Here is a 21990-nt window from a genome sequence, read left to right as displayed (position 1 = left end):
CATGAGCACCACTGGCACCGCCGGCATGAGCGCCCCGAACCCGCCGGCCTTCTTACCCGGCCTCGAACTCTCCCGCCGCTTCTACACCGAAGCCGTACGCCCCCTGCTGGAGGAAGCCGCCCCCGGCATCCCGCACTCCGCCGCCCGCATCGGCAGCGGCTCCGAGGTCCTCGGCTTCGACACCGCCCGCTCCGCGGACCACGAATGGGGGCCGCGCCTCCAGCTCTTCCTCCGCGCCCGGGACGTGCCCCGACACGCCGGCCGCATCAGACACGTCCTCGCCGAACACCTCCCGAAGACCTTCCACGGCTACCCCACCCACTTCGCCCCCACCGGCGAGGCCAAGGACATCCGCGTCATGCGGGCCACCGACGGCCCGGTCCACCACCGCGTAGAGGTCACCCACACCTCCGCCTGGTTCACCGCCACCCTCGGCTTCGACCCCACCTCCCCCCTCAGCACCGCCGACTGGCTCACCACCCCCACCCAACGCCTCGCCGAGGTCACCGCGGGCGCCGTCTTCCACGACGGCCTCCACACCCTCACCCCCATCCGCACCACCCTGCGCTGGTACCCCCACGACCTCTGGCTCCACGTCCTGGCCCGCCACTGGCAACACCTCTCCCACGAGGAGGCCTTCGTCGGCCGCTGCGGCGAGGTCGGCGACGAACTCGGCTCCGCGGTCGTCGCCGCCCGCCAGAGCCGCCACCTCATGCGCCTGTGCCTGCTGATGACCCGCCACTACCCGCCGTACGGCAAATGGCTCGGCAGCGCCTTCGCCCGCATCCCCATCGGCGAACACCTCACCCCGGTCCTCACCGCCGCCCTCACCGCCCCGGACCGGCACACCCGCGAGACCCACCTCGCCACCGCCTACGAAGCCGTCGCCGACCTCCACAACCATCTCCGCCTCACCGACCGCGTCGACCCGGCCACCCGCCCGTACCACTCCCGCCCCTACCGCGTCCTCCACGCCGAACGCTTCGCCCAGGCCCTGATCGCCCGGATCACCGACCCCGCGATCCGCGACCTACGACTGCCCGGCCCGGAAGACCTGGAGCCCGGCCACCCCACGCACTGACGGAAGAGACCAGTGGACGCAGCAACGGCACACCTTGTGGACGACCTCACGAAGGCCCTGCGCGAGTCCGGCGACCCACGAACCGCCGAGCAGACCAGGCGCTACCTCAAAAGCACCCTCCACCACCACGGCGTACGCATGCCGACCATCCGCACCCTCGTCGCCGAAGCCACCCGCACCCACGGCCCCCTGGACCACCCCCACCTGCTGTCCTGCACCCGAGCCCTCTGGCGCCCCGAGGTCCACGAGACACGCATCGCGGCCGCGGTCCTCCTGGAACGGCACGTAGACGTCCTCAAGGCCGAGGACACCGCCCTCCTGGAGGACCTCCTGCGTGACAGCGACACCTGGGCCCTGGTCGACCTCCTCGCCGGCTCGGTGGCGAGCCGCCTCCTCCTCCGCGAACCCACCACCCTCGACACCTACCGCCGCTGGGCCACGGAGGAAGACCAGTGGATCCGCCGCTCCGGCATCCTCACCTTCCTCGTCCCCTTGAGCACCCCCGCCGCCTTCCCCCACCACTGGCCCGCCTTCACCCGCACCGCCGCCCCCCTCCTCACCGACCCCCGCTTCTTCGTCCGCAAGGCCCTCGGCTGGGTCCTCCGCCAGGCGAGCCGAAAACACCCCGCCGAGGTCTACGACTGGTTCCTCCCCCACGCCGCCGATGCCTCCGGCATCACGGTCCGCGAAACGATCCGCCACCTCGACCCGGCCCGCAGCGAGGCCATCCTCAAGGCCCACAAACAGCAAAAACCCCAGGTCAAAGACTCCTGACCTGGGGTTCCACCAGAGCCCCCTGTCGGATTCGAACCGACGACCTACGCATTACAAGTTGTCCGATCTTGGTCCGGGGATGTCCGCGGGCATCTGCGAGATGGGCATCGTCCCCAGCCCCGATGGATTCTCGGCCCCTGAGGAACAACAGCGGACATGACCGGAGCCTGCACTAATTGAGACCACGATTGAGACCAAGCTTGCCCTGATCGAGGACAGCCGGGCGCTCAGCAGCGACTGGTCTTCTTTGCATCGAGCTAGGCCGTGGCCTGCTGCGAAACGGATCCCGGGGCACGCGCTGCAACACCTTCAGCGCATTCTCTGGAACACGCCGCTTCAGCCATCTGCCTACCTAGGTAGACAGATGACTTCTACCTAGGTAGATTGCCCCTATGTCAGGAGTGAAAATGACGCCGCACACTCAGACGGTGCTGCGTGCGCTCCTCGGGCAGGGCGCCGACGGTGGACGTCGATCGGCCGCACTGACCGATGGGCTCTACGGACTTGAGTTGTCCAAGCTTTCCGGTCTGCCAAACGGGACGCTTTTCCCCCTCTTGGAGCGATTGCGTCAGGCCGGATGGGTCGAGAGGTACTGGGAGCAGGACGATATCGCCGAGGCCGAGGGGCGACCCAGGCGCCGCTTTTACCGCCTCACGACGAAGGGGGCCGACCACGCTCCCCTCGCCTTGGCGGAAGCCATGGCCACCACACCTGCTGACGCGGGACCGACGTTCGGACGCCCTGGCTTGGTGGAGGGGACCTGATGGACGACACCTCTGGGCCTCCTCCGGCCCCAACCCCGCTTAATTTCGAGGAGGACGACGACTCCCCCTCACAGCCGATCACCAAGGACGCCGTACGTCAGGAGCCGAGCCCACTGCGGGCCTTCCTTACGAGCGACGATGATCCCTCGGGCCTGGAAACCGGGGAATTCGAGATCTCATACGAGCCACCGCAGTGGTACACGCAAAGCACAATGAAGACCGACCTGCCACCCGACAACGACACGACGAACCTCCCCAGCAGCGACTCCGCTGCGCAGCAGGGTCGTCCTGAGTCGGGTCGGCACGTGCTTCGGTTTGTCGCCGCACTCCTCCCTGTCGATGAGCGGTCCGCCTGGTTGGAAGAGCAGCGTCGGTACCTAGCGGACTTGCCCAGGCGCCGGGCTCGATGGGCATGGGTCGTCGCGCAGCTACTCGCGATGCCCCGTTACGCGTACACGGTACGCACGAGCAACGAGACGGAGCGAGCATGACCAGCCAGCCCCCGTCTCACCCGTCCGCCTCGAACTCACCGGAACCTAATCCTCCGCCACTTCTGCCGCAGCGGACGGTCTTGGTGCTACTCGCAGCCGCATTCATGGGCGTAATCGTCGGGGTTCTCACGTTCTTGAGTGCAGGGAACGTTGCAGCCTCCCTGCTCGCGGGGCTGACTGGCTTCGGTGCCAGCACCCTCGGTCTACATACACTGATCGGTGACTGACCCTCGGACTTCCACTGACGAGCTGTGGCTTCCCGACACCGCAGCCTTGGCATCAGCGTGCGCCTCAGGGCGCCCGAGCACATGCGGGACCGTGGTGGTGCTCGATGTGACCGTGTCAAGAATGATCCGGAGATCAGGGCTCGCTCCGGGAGGAGGCATGGCGGCCGTGCTGCGTCTGCGGTCTCGAGTACCACACCTCCCGCCCGGTCGACTTTCCCGGATACGGGCTGCGCTGGGTGGACCTGTGCCGGGACCACTCGCTCGCTGTCAGGCTGCCGACGATGCCGACTACCGTCGAGGGCGCTTTCGCGGACATCGGGGAGATCGCCGCCAAGTACGGACTCACGATGCGTACCGTCAGCCACGAGGCGTGGCGGGAGATAGGCCGCAGAGCAAGACGCCGCGGTGACCAGTGCCCAGGAGCGCTTCCCGTCACGGTGTCCTCAGCCGCGCGTACGGCGGCACCCTGTTGACCAGCTGGCCAGAAGAGCCGCGCTCTCTGGATGACTACTGATCCAAGACCAGGAACGACGTCATCTCTGGCATCGGCAGGCATCGGGTCGACAAGCTTCAGCCGGAACAACTGAAGCGGATATACCGTGTGATGCTCGACGAGGATCACGCCCCCTCCCACATCCTCAAGGTGCACCGCATCCTGTCTCGCACCCCCGAAATCGCTCACCGCCGCCGACTCATCGTCGAGAAGGTGGCCACCCTCGTGGACCCACCCACGGTGGACGAGACCGAGGGGAACCCGTTCATGACAGGAGAGGCGAAGGCGTTCCTGGAGGCCGCCGCCAAGCGCCCCACCTTCATGCGGTGGTGCGTCGGCGTAGGCATGAGCTTCCGGCAGGGCGAGAACCTGCCTGCGGTGGCCGTACATCGACCTCGGCAATGAGCTGTTCCACCCCCAGTGGCAGCTTCAGCGGCTCACGTGGCGCCACCGGCTGCCAGTACCCCAAGCCTGCTGTGAGCGCCTTCACCGGTTCGATCCGTGCCCGCCGGACTGCAAGACCCACAAGCGCGGGTGCCCCAAACCCTGTCCGAGGGACTGCACAAAACACGCGAGCGCCTGCCCGGAACGCGAGGGCGGGGACCTGGTCTTTACTCGTCTGAAGACCAAGAAGCGCAGGAACACCGTGCCCATTCCACCGCCGTTCATCTCCCACCTGCGCGAGCACAAAGCACAGCAGGAGCAAGTGAGCATCGCGGCCGGAGACAGGTGGCAGGAAGACAAGCTGGTCTTCACCCGCCCGGACGGCAGCCGCCACACCGTCGGCACGATCCTCAACGAATTCGGGGTGGACATGCCGACCATCATGGAAATCCTCCGGCATACCCAGATCAGCCAGACCCGCCGGTACGTGAGGGGCAGATCACACCTCTCCAAGGGTGCCGTGCGCCGCATGGGAGACCACTCATGCCTCGTCCCGAACCCGCAACTGAGACCGAGGACCCCCGCGCCGCCTGCGCCCGGCAGCGACTCCGAGTGCACTGAACGCAAAAGCCCAGCTCAGACACTGTCTGAGCTGGGCTCGAAACGAGCCCCCTGTCGGATTCGAACCGACGACCCTTCCCTTACAAGGGGAATGCTCTGGCCATCTGAGCTAAGGAGGCGCTGCCTACAGCGCGGTGCGCGGAGGCGGCACCACTGTACACAGAGCCCTTTTCCCCTGGCCATGTAGTTCTCCGCACCCACGGTCCCAAATCCGCGCGTAACCATCCGTGCACCCGTTCGTTGATCGAGCTGACGTGCTGTTCCGAAGATCGGATCGTCGGGGAGGGGCCCATGGGGGAGACAGCGGTGAAGCAGAAGCCGCAGGCAGTGAAGGGCGAGGATGCCCAGCGCATCAAGCGCGAGGTCCTCGGCATCGGTGACCGCACCAAGCACCACACACGCAGGGCGACGCCACTGAAGTCCCACGCAAAGGCGTCGGACACGCAGCACCGTCTCTACCGGTTCCGCTTCTATCCGACCGAGGAGCAGGCCGAGCAGTTGGAGCGGACGTTCGGGGCCTGTCGGTGGGTCTACAACGAGGGGCTGGTTCTGCGTGCTGAGGCGTGGGAGCGGCACCGCGTGAATGTGGGGTTCGCGGAGACCTGTCGGGCTCTGACCGGCTGGAAGCGGAGGGAGGAGACGGCCTGGTTGCGGGAGGTGTCGTCGACGGTCCTTCAGCAGTCCCTGCGCCATCTGGATCGGGCTTACGGGCGCTTCTTCAAGGGGGAGGCGCGGTATCCGAAGCGTAAGAAGAAGAGGCGGTCGCGGGATACGGCGACGTATGTGCGTACGGGTTTCAAGTGGGTGGAGGATCCGGGGCGGCCGGGAACCGGGCTGGTCACGCTGGCCAAGCAGTCGGAGCCGTTGCGTGTCCGGTGGTCGCGGGCGCTGCCTGCGGGTGTGGTTCCGGTGCGGTTGTCGGTGACGCGGGACCGGGCGGGCCGGTATTTCGTGTCGATGCTGGTGGACGAGCGAATAGCGCCGCTGCCCACCGTGTTCGTGTCAGGTTCGCGGGAGCCGAAGGCGGTGGGGATCGATGTGGGTCTGGCGTCGCTGGTCATCCTGGATGACGGGACGAAGTTCGATCATCCGCGGTTGTTGAGACGGTATGCGGAGAAGCTGGCGCGGTTGCAGCGGGAGCTGCACAGGAAGGTGAGGGGTTCGAAGAACCGGCAGAAGGTCAGGGAGAAGATCGCGCGGCTCTACGCGCTGATCAGTGACGTACGCAGAGACATGCTGAACCGGGTCACCACCCGCCTCGTGCGCGAGAACCAAGTGCTCGTGGTGGAGGACCTGTCTGTCGCGACTCTGCTGCGTTCGGCGCGCGGCAAGGGGCGGCGGCGGAAGGCGAAGCTGAACCAGGCGATCTTCGACGCTTCGTGGGGTGAGTTGCTGCGGCAGCTGCGCTACAAGTGCGAGTGGTACGGCCGGACGCTGGTGGTCGTGGGCCGTTTCTTCCCTTCGACTCGGCGATGCTCCGCCTGCCACGTCGTGGGGCCGAGGATGGACGTCTCGGTCCGGCAGTGGACGTGTGAAGAGTGCGGCGCGCTTCACGACCGCGATGTGAACGCCGCCGTGAACCTTCGGGACGAGGGTTTGCGTCTGCTGGCCGCATAGGCGGCCGGTGCGGTACGGACCGACGGGCTGTCGGCCGGAATGCCTGTGGAGTCTGCGTAAGACCTGTCAGGCACAGCTCGCCAGGGCTGTGTATGACCGGGCAACAGACAGTGAAGCAGGAAGCTTGTCAGCAGGGTCAAAAGTGCGATGCTCTGCCCCGCTCGAAAATTTCCGCGAAGTTCACAGTCCTCCAGGTACTGACATACGAGTGAACGCCGGGTACCGTCCTGAGCCAGTCCCTCTGTGGACTACACCACCACCTTCCTACAACGGATCGTCCGGCACGTTCCTGCCGGTAGAAGGGGGCCTCTGAGCCATGGCCACTGTTTCGTTCGACAAGGCGACCCGGATCTACCCCGGTTCCACGAAGCCCGCCGTCGACGGTCTCGACATCCACATCGAGGACGGCGAGTTCCTCGTCCTGGTCGGCCCGTCCGGCTGTGGCAAGTCGACCTCGCTCCGCATGCTGGCGGGGCTGGAGGACGTCAACGGCGGCGCCATCCGCATCGGTGACCGTGACGTCACGCACCTGCCGCCGAAGGACCGGGACATCGCCATGGTGTTCCAGAACTACGCGCTCTACCCGCACATGTCCGTCGCCGACAACATGGGCTTCGCGCTCAAGATCGCCGGCGTGAACAAGGCGGAGATCCGGCAGAAGGTCGAGGAGGCCGCGAAGATCCTCGACCTCACCGAGTACCTGGACCGCAAGCCGAAGGCCCTCTCCGGCGGTCAGCGCCAGCGTGTCGCCATGGGGCGCGCGATCGTGCGTGAGCCGCAGGTGTTCCTCATGGACGAGCCGCTGTCGAACCTCGACGCCAAGCTCCGTGTCAGCACCCGTACGCAGATCGCGTCGCTGCAGCGCCGTCTCGGCATCACCACGGTCTACGTCACCCACGACCAGGTCGAGGCCATGACGATGGGCGACCGGGTGGCCGTCCTCAAGGACGGTCTGCTCCAGCAGGTCGACTCGCCCAGGAACATGTACGACCGGCCCGCGAACCTCTTCGTCGCCGGCTTCATCGGCTCCCCCGCGATGAACCTGGTCGAGGTCCCGATCACCGACGGCGGTGTGAAGTTCGGCAACAGTGTCGTCCCGGTCAACCGTGACGCTCTGAAGGCCGCCTCCGACAAGGGTGACACCACTGTCACCGTCGGTGTCCGCCCGGAGCACTTCGACATCGTGGAGCACAACGGCGCCGCCGCCTCCGCCCTGTCGAAGGACACCGAGGACGCCCCGGCCGGTCTCGCGGTCTCCGTCAACGTCGTGGAGGAGCTCGGCGCCGACGGTTACGTCTACGGCTCCGCGAAGGTCGGCGACGACCTCAAGGACCTGGTCGTCCGTGTCAGCGGCCGTGCGGTCCCGGAGAAGGGCGCCACGCTGCACGTCGTGCCGCGTCCGGGCGAGACCCACGTGTTCTCGACCTCCACGGGCGAGCGCCTCACCGACTGACCCGCGCACCTGCAGCACAACCCCGGGTAATTCACCCAGGTTGACGAAGAGGGCCCCGCAGACCCCTGCGGGGCCCTTCTCGTTGTCGACAAATACCCCGGCAGACCGGTCATTTCGAGCAGTGTGCGTCAACCCACTACCCCTTCGGAGGCACTACTTCATCCCCCGAACCGGTGACTAAATGTCGCCAAATCATCACCCCGCGCTACCCTCACACGCGTGAAGCACTCCACTAACCAACAGATGCGACGCGGACGGGGTCCCGCCCGCCGGATCGGCCAGTCCCTCGCCCTCGTCCTGCCCGTCGTCCTGGTGCTCTCCGGGACCCTCGCGGTCACCCGAGTCAACTGGTCGGGGAACCCCTCCTCGAACTCGGTGCTCACCGCGTCGGACGCCTCCAACGGGGACACCTCCGCACGCACCGCCCCCCAGGCACCGCACGACGTACTGCGCGACCAGCTCCTGACCGAACTCCAGGAGAAGGACCCCGGCATCGCGCTCACCCACCTCCAGCAGGCGGTGAACGACCGTCCGTCGCTGGCGAAGCACTGCGCGTCGATCGCCCGAGCCCTGGGCAGGGCGGCGGTCCGTGTCTACGGCCCGACGCGTGCCCAGTCCTTCGCCCGCCCGGTCTGCGACACGTCCTTCGCGACGGGCGTCGCGGCGGCCTTCGGCTGAGGGGCGGCCCGTGCACTGAGCGGCGGCCCCCGGGCCGAGTGCCTACCGCCCTCCTACGGGGAGCTTCCCGAGCCGGCTCCCCCAGGAGGGCGGTAACGGCAGGTTAAGGAACGGTTGCCGGGCCCGGTCGCGCCCGGACCGCCACGTACAGTTCGAATCATGACCGATCCGAACGCCGCGTCCCGCCCGGTTCAAGCCGTGGTCCTGGCCGGGGGCCAGGGCTCCCGGCTGCGCCCCTACACCGACGACCGGCCCAAGCCGATGGTCGAGATCCCCGGTACGGGGACGCCGATCATCGGCCATCAGCTTGTCTGGCTCGCGGAGGAGGGCGTCACGGACGTGGTCGTCAGCTGCGGCCATCTCGCCGACGTCCTGCAGAAGTGGCTGGAGACGGCCGACCTGCCGGTGAACGTGAAGACGGTGGTCGAGCCGGAGCCGCTGGGCCGCGGTGGCGGCCTCAAGTACGCCGCCGCGCATCTGCCCCACCCCGACCGGCCCTGGTACGCCACCAACGGCGACATCTGGACCCGTTTCTCGCTGCGCGACATGGCGGACTTCCACGGCGAGCGCGACGCGGTCGCGACGCTGGCGCTGGCGCGGCCGCGGATCCCCTGGGGCGCGGTGAAGACCGACGGGTTCGGGCGGGTGACCGACTTCATCGAGGCGCCGCAGTCGACGGTCGAGATCAACGCGGGTGTGTACGTGTTCTCGGCGGAGTTCGCGGGGCTGCTGCCGGAGCGCGGGGACCACGAGCGGACGACGTTTCCGCGGCTGGCCCGGGAGCGGAAGCTCGCCGGGTTCCCCATTCCACAGGGGGCGTACTGGCGGGCCATCGACACGGCGAAGGACCTGACCGAGGCGGCGAAGGAGCTGGCCGCGCTGGGGCGCTAGGCGTCCGAGCGCGGGGCCGAGGGCGCCCGCGAGGGTCGTACGGCGGAGAAGAGCCGTACTACGGAAACCACGGAAGGTCCCGCACGTTCTCGTGCGGGACCTTCCGTGTGGGCTTGTGTGGTTCAGCCGGCGGGTGTGCCCAGGATTCCGCCCACCGGCTCGGTTACCCCAACAGGCCGCCCACCAGGCCCGGCTGGGAGGTGGAGCCTCCGCTGTCGGAGCCGCCTGTGGAGCCGCTGGAGGTGCCGCCGCCGTTGGTGGGGCCGGTGGTGGTGCTGGGGGCCTGGTCGGCCGGGGAGGACTGCTGGGGCGGGGCCTGGCCGGTGCTGCCCTGGGTCTGGCTGGGGGCGCCGCCCGTGGTGGCGCCGGTGTCGCGGGTGGCGCCCGGGGTGGTGGCGGTGCCGGCGGAGGGGCTGGCGCCCGCGGTGGCGCCCTGGGTGGGCGAGCCGGAGGCCGAGGGGGTCTTGTCGCGGCCCTTGGCGGAGTCCTCGGGGAGCGGGGAGCCGGGCAGGTTGTTGCGCGGGGCCTCGCCGGGTCCGGGGACGATCACGCGGTCGGCGTCGCGGACGGCGCCGCCGAGCAGCGAGCCGATGAGCAGGGTGAGTCCGGCGACGATGGCGGTGATGAGGGCGCCGCGGCGCAGGACGTAGCGGCGCAGGTCCCAGAGTTCGGCGCGGGGGCCGAGGCGGCGCCAGGCGCCGGCGGCGAGGCGGCCGTCGATGGAGTAGACGGGGGCGCCGGCGATGATCAGCGGGGACCAGGCGGCGAGGTAGATGATGTCGGGGGTGTCGTAGGCGGGGACGCTCTTCCAGCTGACGGTGACGAGGAGCGCGGCGGAGAGTCCGGCGCCGACGACCGCGGCGACCCGCTGCCAGCAGCCCAGGATCGTGAGGACGCCCACGATGACCTGGAGGAAGGCGATGACGAGTCCGGCGCCGACGGGGTGCTCGAGGGCGAACTGCCTGAGGGGTTCGGCGACTTCCCAGGGGTGCAGGGTGTTGAGCCACTTCACCATGGAGCCGCGTTCGCCGCCGTCGAAGTAGACGGGGTCGCAGAGCTTGCCCATGCCGGCGTAGATGGAGATGAAGCCGAGGAAGATGCGCATCGGCAGCAGGACGACGCCGAGGTTCATGCGGCGGCCCGGGTAGTAGGCGTGCCGGGCGGCGTCGTCGCCGTAGCGCTTGGCGGGCCGGGGGTCTTCGGGGCCCGTGTCCTCCTCGAACTCCTCACCCGCGTAGGCGGGTTCGTCGTAGGCGCTGCCGACCGTGCGCATGGTGGGCAGGAGTCGGGTGCCGTCGGCGTCGGGGGTGCGCTGGGCGCCTACGACGGGTGTCTCGACGGTCTGGTCGAGGGCGTCGTAAACGTCGTCGGCGTAGCCGCTGTTGACGTCGATCCGCGGGATGACCTGGGTGGCTCCGGCGTCGGCGGAGGGGGCGGTGGGGTCCTCCGTGTGGCGGACGCTGCCGCCCCGCACGGCCTGGAGCAGGCGGTGGGCGCCGGTGTCGTCGGGGTCGGACTTGCCGCTCCAGACGACGGGCCGACGGCGGGCGCCGGCCGCCGCGCCCGGTCTGCCGGCCGCGGCGCCCATGGCCGGCATGCGGGTGGTGTCCTCGGTGGCGCTCAAGTGCCGTGCGATCCGCGCGGATTGGGAGGTGCGCCGCGTCGACGCGCCCAACTGCACGCGGAAGCTCGCATGATTGACGATGATCTGCGCCGGATCGCTCGGCACCTTCACCATGCTCAGCGCGGGAGCGTCGTCGAAGCCCGACGGGCCGTCCCCCGTGGGTGTGCGGGGTGTTCTGGTGTCCACACTCATCTAACCGAGTGACGTGTGTTTAGGACACTGCTTTGACTCGCCGGAAGTGTCCGGACCGCGTCAAGCTCGCCCCGCGTCCCCAGATTGACCCGTACGGGTGAGCAGGGGCACGCGCGTTCAGCCGCGTCGACGCGCCGCCTCGTAGAGCACGACGCCCGCCGCCACGCCCGCGTTCAGGGACTCCGCGCCGCCCGGCATCGGGATGCGCACCCGGTAGTCGCAGGTCTCGCCGACGAGCCGGGACAGGCCCTTGCCCTCGCTGCCGACCACGATGACGACCGGGCCCTGGAGGGCCTCCAGCTCGCCGATCTCGTGTTCGCCGTCGGCGGCGAGGCCGACGACCACGATGCCGGACTTCTGGTACGCCTCCAGGGCGCGGGTGAGGTTGGTGGCGCGGGCGACGGGCGTCCGGGCGGCGGTGCCGGCGGACGTCTTCCACGCACCGGCGGTCATCCCGGCCGCACGCCGCTCCGGTACGACGACGCCGTGGCCGCCGAAGGCGGAGACGGACCGGACGACGGCACCGAGGTTGCGCGGGTCGGTCACGCCGTCGAGGGCGACGATCAGCGGGTCCTGGCCGTTGTCGTAGGCGGCGTTCGCGAGGTCCTCGGGGTGGGCGTACTCGTAGGGCGGGACCTGGAGGACCAGGCCCTGGTGGTTGAGCCCGTTGGTCATGCGGTCGAGCTCGGGGCGGGGGGCCTCCATGAGGTTGATGCCGCCGCGGTCGGCCGCGAGCTGGAGCGCCTCGCGCACCCGCTCGTCGTTGTCGATGAACTGCTGCACGTAGAGCGTGGAGGCGGGCACGCCCTCGCGCAGCGCCTCGACGACCGGGTTGCGGCCGACGACCAGCTCGGAGGCCGACTTGCCGCCGCGGCCCCTGGGCGCGGGACGGCGGGTGGTCTGCCGCGCCTTGGCGCCCGCGATGCGGTTCTTCTTGTGGCCCTTGCGCATCTCGGCGGGCGGGGTCGGGCCCTTGCCCTCCAGGCTCTTGCGCCGCTGGCCGCCACTGCCGACCTGCGCGCCCTTCTTGCCGGACATGCGGCGGTTGTTGGCTGCCATGACCTACCTGTTCTCTACGGATGCACTTGCGAGCGCTGTGGACATCTTCGTACGTCTGTCTATGCAGTGTGCCGCCCGGAGGGCCGGGCGGCACAATCGATCTTCGGTGACCGCCGCCGGGTCAGCGCGGGCCGAGGCTCCAGCGCGGTCCCTGCGGGCCGTCCTCGATGGTCAGGCCGGACTGCTTGAGCTGGTCGCGGATGGCGTCCGCGGTGGCCCAGTCCTTGCGGCCGCGCGCCGCCTCCCGCTGGTCGAGGACGAGGCGTACGAGGCTGTCGACCACGCCATGAAGGTCGTCACCGCGGTCGGTCTCGCCGGCCCAGTGCGGGTCGAGCGGGTCCAGGCCGAGGACGCCGAGCATGGCGCGCACCTCGGCGAGGCGGGCCACGGCGGCTTCCTTGTCGTCGGCCGCGAGGGCGCTGTTGCCCTGCCGGACGGTGGTGTGCACGACGGCGAGGGCCTGCGGGACGCCCAGGTCGTCGTCCATCGCCTCGGCGAAGGCCGGCGGCACCTCGGCGGAGGGCTCGACGTCACCGGCCTTCTCCACGACCCGCTGCATGAAGCCCTCGATCCGCGCGAACGCCGACTCGGCCTCGCGCAGGGCCTCCTCGCTGTACTCGATCATCGAGCGGTAGTGCGGGGTGCCGAGGTAGTAGCGCAGCACGATGGGGCGCCACGTCTTGACCATCTCGGAGACGAGGACCGAGTTGCCGAGCGACTTGGCCATCTTCTCGCCCGCGATGGTGACCCAGGCGTTGTGCACCCAGTACCGGGCGAACTCGTCGCCGTAGGCCTTGGCCTGGGCGATCTCGTTCTCGTGGTGGGGGAAGATCAGGTCGAGGCCGCCGCCGTGGATGTCGAAGGCGGAGCCGAGGTACTTGTGGGCCATCGCGGAGCATTCGAGGTGCCAGCCGGGACGGCCGCGGCCCCAGGGGGTCTCCCAGTCGGGCTCACCGGGCTTGGTGGCCTTCCACATGGCGAAGTCCCTCGGGTCCCGCTTGCCGCTGATGCCCTCCTCGGCGGGCTGGCGCATCTCGTCCAGGTCCTGCCGGGACAGCTCCAGGTAGGCGGGCCAGGACCGCACGTCGAAGTAGACGCTGCCGTCGGCCTCGTAGGCGTGGCCGCTCTCGATGAGTCCGCGCATCATCTCGACCATCTCGGTCACGTGCCCGGTGGCACGGGGCTCGTAGGTCGGCGGGAGGCAGCCGAGGGCGGTGTAGCCGTCGTTGAACGCCCGCTCGTTCTCGTAGCCGATGGACCACCAGGGGCGGCCCTGGTCGGCGGCCTTGGCGATGATCTTGTCGTCGATGTCGGTGACGTTGCGGATGAACGTGACGTCGTAGCCGCGGTACTCGAACCAGCGGCGCATGATGTCGAAGTTCAGGCCCGAGCGGATGTGCCCGATGTGCGGGGCGGCCTGCACGGTGGCACCACACAGGTAGATCGAGACACAACCCGCTGTGAGCGGGACGAAGTCACGGATCTGCCGGGCGCTGGTGTCGTACAGGCGAATAGTCACGAGTCCAAGGGTAGTAGGCGTTCCCCGGTGCCTCCGACGGTTGTGGATAACAGTCGGCCTGCGGTTGTGGACGACCGTCAGCCCGCGGTTCTGGCCACCAGCGCGGTCGCCACCGCCATCAGGCCTTCACCCCTACCGGGGAACCCCAGTCCGTCGGTCGTCGCCCCGGAGACCGAGACCGGCGCTCCGGCCGCCTCCGAGAGGATCTTCTGGGCCTCGTCGCGGCGCTTGCCGATCTTCGGCCGGGGGCCGACGACCTGCACCGCGATGTTGCCGATGACGAACCCGGCCTCGCGGACGATCCGGGCCGCCTCCGTCAGCAGGGTGACGCCGGAGGCGCCGGACCACTCGGGGCGGCCGGTGCCGAAGTGCTGGCCGAGGTCGCCGAGCCCCGCCGCGGAGAACAGCGCGTTGCACGCGGCGTGCGCGACGACGTCGGCGTCGGAGTGGCCGGCCAGCCCCGTCCCCTCACCCTCCCACTTCAGGCCGGCGCACCACAGCTCGCGGCCCTCCTCGAAGGCGTGGATGTCGGTGCCGATGCCGACCTGGGGAAGCAGCGGTGCGTCAGAAGCCATCGTTGAGCCTCCTGCGGGCCAGGACCGCCTCCGCGAGGACCAGGTCCAGGGGGCGGGTGACCTTGAAGGCCTCCTCGTGGCCGGGGACGACCACGACCGTCTCGCCGAGCTGCTCGACCATGCTCGCGTCGTCGGTGACGTTGTCGGTGACGGTCTCGTGGGCGTGGATCAGGGTGGCACGGTCGAAGCCCTGCGGTGTCTGCACGGCGCGCAGCCTGGCCCGCGCGGGCGTGGCGACCACCGGTTCCGGTTCCCCGGCGGTCGTGGCGGGCTCGACCTCCTTGACCGTGTCCGCGAGGGGCAGCGCGGGGACGACCGCCCGGGCGCCGTCCCGTACGGCCTCGATGACGGCGTCGACCGTGTCGACGGGGACGAGGGGGCGGGCGGCGTCGTGCACCAGCACGATGTCGTAGTCGGCGGGCAGCGCGTCCAGGCCGAGCTTCACGGACTCCTGGCGGCTCTCGCCGCCGGGCACGACGAGGAAGTCGGTGCGCTCGGGCAGCGCGTGGGCGTCGAGCAGGGACTTGACCTCGCCGGCGCCGTCGGGCGGGGCCACGACGACGACCAGGGAGACGGCACGGGAGGCGGCCAGGGCGCGCAGAGCGTGGATGAGCATGGGAGTGCCGTTCAGCGCTCGAAGCGCCTTGGGGGCGCCCGGGCCCAGTCGTACGCCTCGGCCGGCGGCCGGGATCACTGCGGCGGTGCGGGCCTTCGGCCGGGCGTTCACCAGGGGTTCCGCCGCGGCTGCCACCGGGGCTTGCACCGAGGCTTGCGCCGGGGCCGCCGTGGACGCCTCCAGCGGTGGTTCCGCGGGCGAAGGGCGCGAATCGTCAGACATCGGTTCCTGTCAGGTTTGTGTGCCGGGCCGTCGTGGGTATGGCCTCAGCGTGCCGGGCGCGACGCCTTGACCGGACCCTTCCGTGACACCGGTCGAGCCAGCTGCCCGGGCCCGGCACGCCAAGTATCGGGGGATGTTTTCCCCGAGATGAACCCGCGCACGGCGTTCCGAGTGCGAACATGCCGCAGCGCCCGGCGACTGGAAATACGTCATCGGGCACCGCGGCACTTATGTGAAACCCCTCAGCACTGTTCTCAGCTAGGTGATGCGCTGAGACCGGTCGCTGCGCCGAGACCGGTTTGCGTCGGCGTCAGGACGCGAGGACCTCGTCGAGCAGGGCCTCGGCCTTGTCCTCGTTGGTGTTCTCCGCGAGGGCGAGCTCGCTCACCAGAATCTGGCGGGCCTTGGCGAGCATGCGCTTCTCACCTGCGGAGAGTCCGCGCTCGCGCTCACGACGCCACAGGTCACGCACGACTTCCGCGACCTTGATGACATCGCCGGAGGCGAGCTTCTCCAGGTTTGCCTTGTAACGACGAGACCAGTTAGTGGGCTCCTCGGCGTACGGCGCGCGCAGCACCTCGAAGACCCGGTCCAGACCGTCCTGACCGACCACATCACGCACGCCGACGAACTCCGCATTGTCCGCTGGCACACGCACTGTCAGGTCACCCTGGGCGACCTTCAGCACCAAGTAGGTCTTGTCCACGCCTTTGATCTGGCGAGTTTCGATGGCCTCGATCAGCGCGGCCCCGTGATGGGGATAGACCACGGTGTCGCCAACCTTGAACGTCATGTGACAGGTACCCCTTCCGTGGCTATCCAGGGTAACACGGAAACTGCGGGTTCTGAATGGCGTTTTCGCAGGTCAGGGCATATCTCGGGGCTTGACAACAGCAACAGGAACGTGCTTCGCGGGCCGAACGGAAGAAGGTATTCGCAGGTCGGAGCGGCTCTCCGGGGGAGGTGAAACGCCGACGTTACACGCATCCGGAGGGCCGTCCGGGCGACCTAACATCCCCATATGTCCGCTTCCAGGCGTGCGACTTCCGCTACTCCGTTCGATGTCCGGAGTCGCTTCCCCGCCGAATCCGAAATTGATCACGAGCACCCGCCGCATCAGGCGGTGATCAATTCTGTGGGCGATCGCGCATTCCTTCACTGAAGTTTTGCGAGCCATCGGAAGGGGGAGCGAGGGGTGCTTATGTGAATGGCGGACGAGCGCGGGGTCAAAGTGACTCAGGAGTCACTTGTGACGGAGGTGACTACCCCGCGCTCACCGAAGACGACGCTTCGGGGAGGGTCGGGTGCGGCGGCGCGGGAACGGCTCGGTAACCTAAGGCCGCTGACAGACACTTAGCGCGGCTTTACAGGCCGCCTCGTTCAAGTCAAGGAGTTGCCGCCGCCGTGAGCAGCAGCCTTCGACGCGGCGCCCTCGCCGCCGCCGCCATCGCGTTCTCGATCGCCTCGCTCTCCGCGTGTGCGGCCGGCAACAGCCCTCAGACCCTGGAGATCAAGCCGGACAACGCGGCCACGTCCCAAGGGGACATCAAGCTCCAGAACGTCGTGATCATCACCCAGCCCGACCCGGAGACCAAGGGTCCCGCCGTGATCTCGGCCACCATCTTCAACAGCGGCCGCACCGCCGAGACGCTGGACTCGGTGAGCGTCCAGGGCGCCGGCACCGTCGCGCTCAAGCCCGCCAAGGGCAAGGGCAAGCTGACCGTCCCGGCCGGCGGCTCCGTCATCCTCGGCGGCAAGGGCAACGCCTCCGCCGTACTGAACGAGCTCGGCGAGTCCGTCGAGAACGGCAACGCGCAGCAGACCACCTTCACCTTCAGCAGGACCGGTGAGGTGAGCCTGCGCGCCTTCGTCGTCCCGGCCGAGAGCTACTTCTCCACGTGGGGCCCGACCGAGATCCCGAAGGCGCCGGGCACCGCGAGCCCGTCGCCCGGCACCAGCGAGACGCCGGGTGCGGGCACCGCGGGGTCGCCCAGCCCGTCCGCCACGCCCACGGGCACCGGCGCGGGCGCCGCGACCGGCGGGACGACCGGTGGGACCGGGACGACCGAGGGCGCGGCCGCCGGCCACTGAGCATCGCCGCACGCAACAAAGCTAGGGCGGGAACCTTGGTTGTCGGTTCCCGCCCTTGGCGTTGCCGAGCTTTACGGCTCGAACTTTTGGCGCGCCCGCAAGGGGCTTCCTGCTTCATCACATCGCGCCCGAATCTCTCCGGGTCTCACCGACGCTCCACAAGCGTTTAGCCTCTCCGCCCACCCGACGGCGAGGATCACCTACCGTAGCTGCTCGACCACTCAGGGCTCGAACTTGTACCCCAGCCCCCGCACCGTCACCAGGTAGCGCGGCGCGCCCGGGTCCGGTTCGATCTTGGCGCGGAGGCGCTTGACGTGGACGTCGAGGGTCTTGGTGTCGCCGACGTAGTCGGCGCCCCAGACGCGGTCGATGAGCTGCATGCGGGTCAGGACGCGGCCGGCGTTGCGCAGGAGCATCTCCAGGAGGTCGAACTCCTTGAGGGGGAGGTCGACCTTGGAGCCGGAGACCGTCACGACGTGGCGGTCGACGTCCATGCGGACGGGGCCCGCCTCCAGGGCGGCCGGGGTGACCTCCTCCGGCTCGCCGCGGCGGCGCAGGACGGCCCGGATACGGGCGACCAGCTCGCGCGAGGAGAACGGCTTGGTGACGTAGTCGTCGGCTCCTATTTCCAGGCCGACCACCTTGTCGATCTCGCTGTCCTTGGCGGTCACCATGATGACGGGGACGTTGGAACGGCCGCGCAGCTGACGGCAGACCTCGGTGCCCGGCAGGCCGGGCAGCATCAGGTCGAGGAGGACGAGGTCGGCGCCGTTGCGCTCGAACTCGTCGAGTCCGTCGGGCCCGGTGGTCGCGACCGCGACCTCGAAGCCCTCCTTGCGGAGCATGTACGACAGGGCGTCGGAGAAGGACTCCTCGTCCTCGACGACGAGCACTCGGGTCACGGAAGGACCTCCGGGGAGGGAAGCGGTTCGTAAGAAGCCGTTGGCTGGGGGGACGGGGACGAGGGGTCGGCCTCTCCGGTCTCATCGTCGAGACCGTCGACGTCAGGGTGCTGGTGCGCACGGTCACGGGCCACACCCGCCTCCGGCAGCCTCAGTGTGAAGGTGGAGCCCTGTCCCTCGGAGCTCCACACCGTGACCTCCCCGCCGTGCGAGGCGGCCACGTGCTTGACGATCGCCAGCCCGAGCCCCGTGCCGCCCGTCTGGCGGGAGCGGGCCGGGTCGACGCGGTAGAAGCGCTCGAAGATGCGCTCCTTGTCCTTGTCGGAGATGCCGATGCCCTGGTCGGTCACGGCGATCTCGATGAGGTCTCCGCCGGGCGCGTTCACCCGGCGGGCGGCTATGCCGACGCGGGTGCGGGCGGGCGAGTAGTTGACGGCGTTCTCGACGAGGTTGCCGAGAGCGGCGGCGAGCTGGCCGCGGTTGCCCCAGATGCGCAGATCGGCGGCGCCTCCTGCGGCCATGGTGATCTGCTTGGTGCCGGCCTGGTGGCGGCAGCGGTCGACGGCCTCGGCGACGAGTTCGTCCACCCGGACGGGCTCGGCGTCCTCCAGCGGGTCGTCGTTCTGCACGCGCGAGAGGTCGATGAGCTCCTGGACCAGGTTGGTGAGCCGGGTGGCCTCGATCTGCATCCGTCCGGCGAAGCGTTCCACCGCCTCCGGGTCCTCCGAGGCGTCCATGACGGCCTCGGACAGCAGGGAGAGCGCGCCGACGGGGGTCTTGAGCTCATGGCTGACGTTCGCGACGAAGTCGCGTCGTACCGCCTCTATGCGCCGGGCCTCGGTGAGGTCCTCGACGAGGAGCAGCACCAGCCGGGAGCCGAGGGGCGCGACGCGCGCGGACACGGCGAGGGCCTCGCCCCGGCCGGTCCCGCGCCGTGGCAGATCCAGCTCGACCTGGCGTATCTCCCCGTCGCGCCGGGTGTCGCGGGCCATCTGGAGCATGGGCTCCACGGAGAGCTTGCCGCCGCGTACCAGCCCGAGGGCGTACGCGGCGGAGCTGGCCTTGACGACGGCGTCGGCCTCGTCGAGGACGACGGCGGACGAGCGGAGCACGGACAGGACGGTGTCCACGCCCGGCGGGAGCACCGGGTCGGTGTGCAGGGAGGTGCGGGTGGGGCGTTTCTGCTCCCGCTCGCTCCAGCGGAACGCCAGCATGGCGATGACGCCGGTGAGTACACCGGCGATCGCTGCCGCTGCGGCGACCGCCGCGTTCACGTCCATGCCTCCAGGTTAGGCACGGGATCGGTCCTGGCCACAGCTGTCGAGGTGCGACCTCGAACACTCGTCGCCCAGAGTTCACCTTGGAGCCAGTATTGGTTCATTTGGGGTGACGGAAACGGACGCGTAGGAGCCGGAACGTGGGAGCGTGGGGTGCGAAGCACCGGTTTACACGTACGAGAGGGAACCCTGATGCGGGACGCGTACCACGAGGAACTGGACTCGATCAGCGACAGCCTGGTGGAGATGGCCCGGCTGGTGGGGTCGGCGATCGGGCGCGCCACGACGGCGATCCTCGACTCCGACCTGAAGCTGGCCGAAAGCGTGATCGAGGCCGATCAGAAGGTGGACGACCTCCAGCACGACCTGGAGGCCCGGGCGATAGCCCTGCTGGCCCGGCAGCAGCCGGTCGCGACGGATCTGCGTATCGTCGTGACCTCCCTGCGCATGTCGGCCGACCTGGAGCGTTCGGGTGACCTGGCCCAGCACGTGGCGAAGCTCGCCCGGCTGCGCTTCCCGGAGCGCGCGGTGCCGCACGACCTGCACGCGACGATCCTGGAGATGGGCCAGCTCGCGCAGCGCCTGATGGCCAAGGCCGCCGAGGTCATCATCACCAAGGACGTCGACCTCGCGCTCCAGCTGGAGCAGGACGACGACGAGATGGACCTGCTCCACCGCACGCTCTTCCAGCACCTGATCGACGACCGCTGGAAGCACGGCATCGAGACCGCGGTCGACGTCACCCTCCTCGGCCGCTACTACGAGCGCTTCGCCGACCACGCGGTCTCCGTCGCCAAGCGTGTGGTGTACCTGGTGACGGGCGAGCACGCGGACGAGATCCAGGCGGACGTCCAGCCGGAGATCCAGCCGGTGGCGGGGGCGGACGGGGCGTGACCCTCCGGGGGTAGTGCCGTGACCCTCCGGGGGTGGTGCGGAGGCCTGTTCGGGGCGTGTACGAGCCTCAGTGCGCCGTTGATGCGCCCAGCCGGGCGGGCATGCAATGGGCACAGGCACCAGCCTTGATATGGAGGGACCATGGCCGAATCCCCCAGCACCCCCACATCCGACCCCACCCAGCAGCACCCCACCGAACAGCCCACCGAGATCAAGAGCCTCCCGCTCTTCGGCGCGTGCGGCTGCGGGTCGGGGTGCGGGTGCGGTTGCCAGTCGGGCAATCCCTGCCAGTGCGGCTGAGGACGTCACGACTGTTCTTGTACGGCGGTGAAGGGCCCCGGTGGTGATGCCGGGGCCCTTCGTCGTGTGCCCGTCCGGAGGGAACGTTGGCCCCGGCCGCCCCACAGGCGCACTCTGGAGGAAGAACGGAAAGAAGAACACCAGAGCCCTGGGGGGACGAAGACAAGGAGGTGCCGGCCATGTCCCAGTTCATGGACGTCCACCACGGCATGCAGGGCATCACAGCCGACCAACTCCACGAGGCCCACCAGGCCGACCTCGCCATAGAGAAGGAAGAAGGCGTCCACTTCGAACGCGCCTGGGCCGACCCGGCCTCCGGCACGGTCTACTGCCTCTCCGAGGCCCCCTCCGCCGACGCGGTCCAACGCATCCACGAACGCGCGGGCCACAGGGCGGACGAGATCCATGAGGTACCGCTGACGGTCTGAGCGCGCAGAACAGTCAGTGACGGACCCCGCACCACCCGGCATACACACTGCTCACGCGGCGATCCAGCCGGGGAGAAACGTCTTGTCGCCAATTACCGGCAACTCGACCGCAGCACCGTCCGGCCCGGGCTACACAGGAAGATCGGGAACGTTCTTGCCTGAGGGAAGGACCGGCCGGATGGTACTGACGATCAACGTGGCTCTGCTGCTGGCTGTCGTGATCTTCGTACGATTACGCCGACGCACACAGGCCCGGAGCCGTGCCGACGAGAAGATGACCGTGGCCATCGTCCTGGTCTTCGGAATCCTGATCGCCCCGACCGCTTTCGGCCGGGGAGTCCTGGACATCGTGAGCCAACTCGCGCGGAGCATCTCGGAGTCGGGGAGCCCCTGACTCCTCAGGAGCGACTTCGGGACCTCTGAGAGGAGCGCAGGGGGTGGACATCCCCCTTCGGGGTGCAGTCAGCACCACCCTCGATCCGGTGGGGCACTCCATGGTTCCGGCGGGTGGTCGGCGGCATCGTAGGAGCATCGGATCCCAGCGGGGCGCAGTCCCCCTCCGGAAGGGAAACTCCCATGAAGTCGCCGCTCACTTCCCAGACTGGCACCCCGACGGCCACCGCCCTGTCCGACGCGGCCGACCTCGCTCTCCTCCTCACCGCCTGGGACCAGACCCACCCCACGGCCACCGCCCCCGACCTCGACTGGCGCCACCTTTTGGACGAGATGGCCCACCCGACCACGACCGAGGCCTTCCACCACCTGGCGGAGGCGGCGGCTTGATCCGCCCGCGGCCACTCGGCCCCGCCGCGCTCCG

General features: G+C 69.2%; 21 protein-coding genes, 1 tRNA gene and 1 pseudogene. 14 read left to right on the top strand and 9 right to left on the bottom strand.

All coding sequences use genetic code 11. The features are described from left to right. Window position 1: 1 nt before the first annotated feature. From K4B79_RS24035 to K4B79_RS24020, 4 genes and pseudogenes are all read left to right on the top strand, one after another. A complete protein-coding gene (locus tag K4B79_RS24035) occupies window positions 2–1081 on the top strand; it encodes a DUF4037 domain-containing protein (RefSeq protein WP_232028965.1) in 1080 nt (359 codons plus the stop codon). A 36-nt stretch (window positions 1082–1117) separates the two neighbouring features. After that, window positions 1118–1855, top strand: coding sequence for a DNA alkylation repair protein (locus K4B79_RS24030; protein WP_232028964.1), 738 nt, complete (start codon window positions 1118–1120; stop codon window positions 1853–1855). A 407-nt stretch (window positions 1856–2262) separates the two neighbouring features. Further along, window positions 2263–2619: a PadR family transcriptional regulator gene (locus K4B79_RS24025; RefSeq protein ID WP_232028963.1), complete on the top strand. Its 357-nt coding sequence runs from the start codon at window positions 2263–2265 to the stop codon at window positions 2617–2619. Window positions 2620–3800: 1181 nt separating this feature from the next. Then, window positions 3801–4835: pseudogene (locus K4B79_RS24020) on the top strand (tyrosine-type recombinase/integrase); the annotation flags it as partial. A 45-nt stretch (window positions 4836–4880) separates the two neighbouring features. Here the strand turns inward: K4B79_RS24020 and K4B79_RS24015 are convergent. Further along, window positions 4881–4954: transfer RNA gene (locus tag K4B79_RS24015), tRNA-Thr, on the bottom strand. A 172-nt stretch (window positions 4955–5126) separates the two neighbouring features. On the opposite strand from K4B79_RS24015, the gene K4B79_RS24010 reads away from it, so the two are divergent. From K4B79_RS24010 to K4B79_RS23995, 4 genes are all read left to right on the top strand, one after another. After that, window positions 5127–6452 (top strand): RNA-guided endonuclease InsQ/TnpB family protein, encoded by a 1326-nt coding sequence (locus K4B79_RS24010; RefSeq protein WP_232028962.1) that lies wholly within the window; start codon window positions 5127–5129, stop codon window positions 6450–6452. Between the two features lie 316 nt (window positions 6453–6768). Next, entirely contained in the window at window positions 6769–7905 is a 1137-nt protein-coding gene (locus tag K4B79_RS24005; protein ID WP_232028961.1) for an ABC transporter ATP-binding protein, read from the top strand. 219 nt (window positions 7906–8124) lie between these two features. Continuing rightward, window positions 8125–8583, top strand: coding sequence for a hypothetical protein (locus K4B79_RS24000; protein WP_232028960.1), 459 nt, complete (start codon window positions 8125–8127; stop codon window positions 8581–8583). A gap of 159 nt (window positions 8584–8742) precedes the next feature. After that, window positions 8743–9474, top strand: coding sequence for a nucleotidyltransferase family protein (locus K4B79_RS23995; RefSeq protein WP_232028959.1), 732 nt, complete (start codon window positions 8743–8745; stop codon window positions 9472–9474). 163 nt (window positions 9475–9637) lie between these two features. Here the strand turns inward: K4B79_RS23995 and K4B79_RS23990 are convergent, their stop codons facing one another. The 6 genes from K4B79_RS23990 to K4B79_RS23965 form a co-directional block, all read right to left on the bottom strand. Beyond that, window positions 9638–11290, bottom strand: a complete 1653-nt coding sequence (locus K4B79_RS23990) for a DoxX family protein (protein ID WP_232028958.1) — start codon at window positions 11288–11290, stop codon at window positions 9638–9640. A gap of 117 nt (window positions 11291–11407) precedes the next feature. Continuing rightward, on the bottom strand, window positions 11408–12349 hold the full coding sequence (rlmB, locus tag K4B79_RS23985) for a 23S rRNA (guanosine(2251)-2'-O)-methyltransferase RlmB (RefSeq protein WP_232028957.1): 942 nt from the start codon (window positions 12347–12349) through the stop codon (window positions 11408–11410). Window positions 12350–12470: 121 nt separating this feature from the next. Further along, a complete protein-coding gene (gene cysS, locus K4B79_RS23980) occupies window positions 12471–13868 on the bottom strand; it encodes a cysteine--tRNA ligase (protein WP_232028956.1) in 1398 nt (465 codons plus the stop codon). Between the two features lie 77 nt (window positions 13869–13945). Continuing rightward, entirely contained in the window at window positions 13946–14443 is a 498-nt protein-coding gene (gene ispF / locus K4B79_RS23975) for a 2-C-methyl-D-erythritol 2,4-cyclodiphosphate synthase (protein ID WP_232028955.1), read from the bottom strand. Continuing rightward, window positions 14433–15281: a 2-C-methyl-D-erythritol 4-phosphate cytidylyltransferase gene (ispD, locus tag K4B79_RS23970; protein WP_232028954.1), complete on the bottom strand. Its 849-nt coding sequence runs from the start codon at window positions 15279–15281 to the stop codon at window positions 14433–14435. Before ispD ends, ispF begins: the two co-directional genes overlap by 11 nt. Before the next feature lie 310 nt (window positions 15282–15591). After that, window positions 15592–16074, bottom strand: coding sequence for a CarD family transcriptional regulator (locus K4B79_RS23965; protein ID WP_003953493.1), 483 nt, complete (start codon window positions 16072–16074; stop codon window positions 15592–15594). Window positions 16075–16685: 611 nt separating this feature from the next. Between K4B79_RS23965 and K4B79_RS23960 the strand changes: the two genes are divergently transcribed. Then, entirely contained in the window at window positions 16686–17372 is a 687-nt protein-coding gene (locus K4B79_RS23960; protein WP_232028953.1) for a copper chaperone PCu(A)C, read from the top strand. 221 nt (window positions 17373–17593) lie between these two features. Here K4B79_RS23960 and K4B79_RS23955 read toward each other — a convergent pair whose 3' ends face one another. Together K4B79_RS23955 and K4B79_RS23950 are read right to left on the bottom strand one after the other, a co-directional pair. Further along, entirely contained in the window at window positions 17594–18274 is a 681-nt protein-coding gene (locus K4B79_RS23955) for a response regulator transcription factor (protein WP_015659563.1), read from the bottom strand. Then, window positions 18271–19554, bottom strand: a complete 1284-nt coding sequence (locus K4B79_RS23950; protein WP_232028952.1) for a sensor histidine kinase — start codon at window positions 19552–19554, stop codon at window positions 18271–18273. The genes K4B79_RS23955 and K4B79_RS23950 overlap by 4 nt, the downstream gene beginning before the upstream one ends. 189 nt (window positions 19555–19743) lie before the next feature. Here K4B79_RS23950 and phoU point away from each other — a divergent pair, with 189 nt between their 5' ends. From phoU to K4B79_RS23925, 5 genes are all read left to right on the top strand, one after another. Further along, window positions 19744–20445, top strand: coding sequence for a phosphate signaling complex protein PhoU (gene phoU, locus K4B79_RS23945; RefSeq protein WP_232028951.1), 702 nt, complete (start codon window positions 19744–19746; stop codon window positions 20443–20445). Window positions 20446–20586: 141 nt separating this feature from the next. After that, window positions 20587–20745, top strand: coding sequence for a hypothetical protein (locus K4B79_RS23940; RefSeq protein ID WP_232028950.1), 159 nt, complete (start codon window positions 20587–20589; stop codon window positions 20743–20745). 179 nt (window positions 20746–20924) lie between these two features. Next, a complete protein-coding gene (locus tag K4B79_RS23935; RefSeq protein WP_232028949.1) occupies window positions 20925–21173 on the top strand; it encodes an SCO4226 family nickel-binding protein in 249 nt (82 codons plus the stop codon). A 178-nt stretch (window positions 21174–21351) separates the two neighbouring features. Next, a complete protein-coding gene (locus K4B79_RS23930) occupies window positions 21352–21567 on the top strand; it encodes a hypothetical protein (protein WP_232028948.1) in 216 nt (71 codons plus the stop codon). 182 nt (window positions 21568–21749) lie between these two features. Beyond that, window positions 21750–21956, top strand: a complete 207-nt coding sequence (locus K4B79_RS23925; RefSeq protein ID WP_232028947.1) for a hypothetical protein — start codon at window positions 21750–21752, stop codon at window positions 21954–21956. The last annotated feature ends 34 nt before the right edge of the window (window positions 21957–21990 follow it).

The sequence above is a fragment of the Streptomyces lincolnensis genome, assembly GCF_021173675.1.
Classification (GTDB): Bacteria; Actinomycetota; Actinomycetes; order Streptomycetales; family Streptomycetaceae; genus Streptomyces; species Streptomyces lincolnensis_B.
This window is presented reverse-complemented; position numbering and strand designations above follow the sequence as displayed.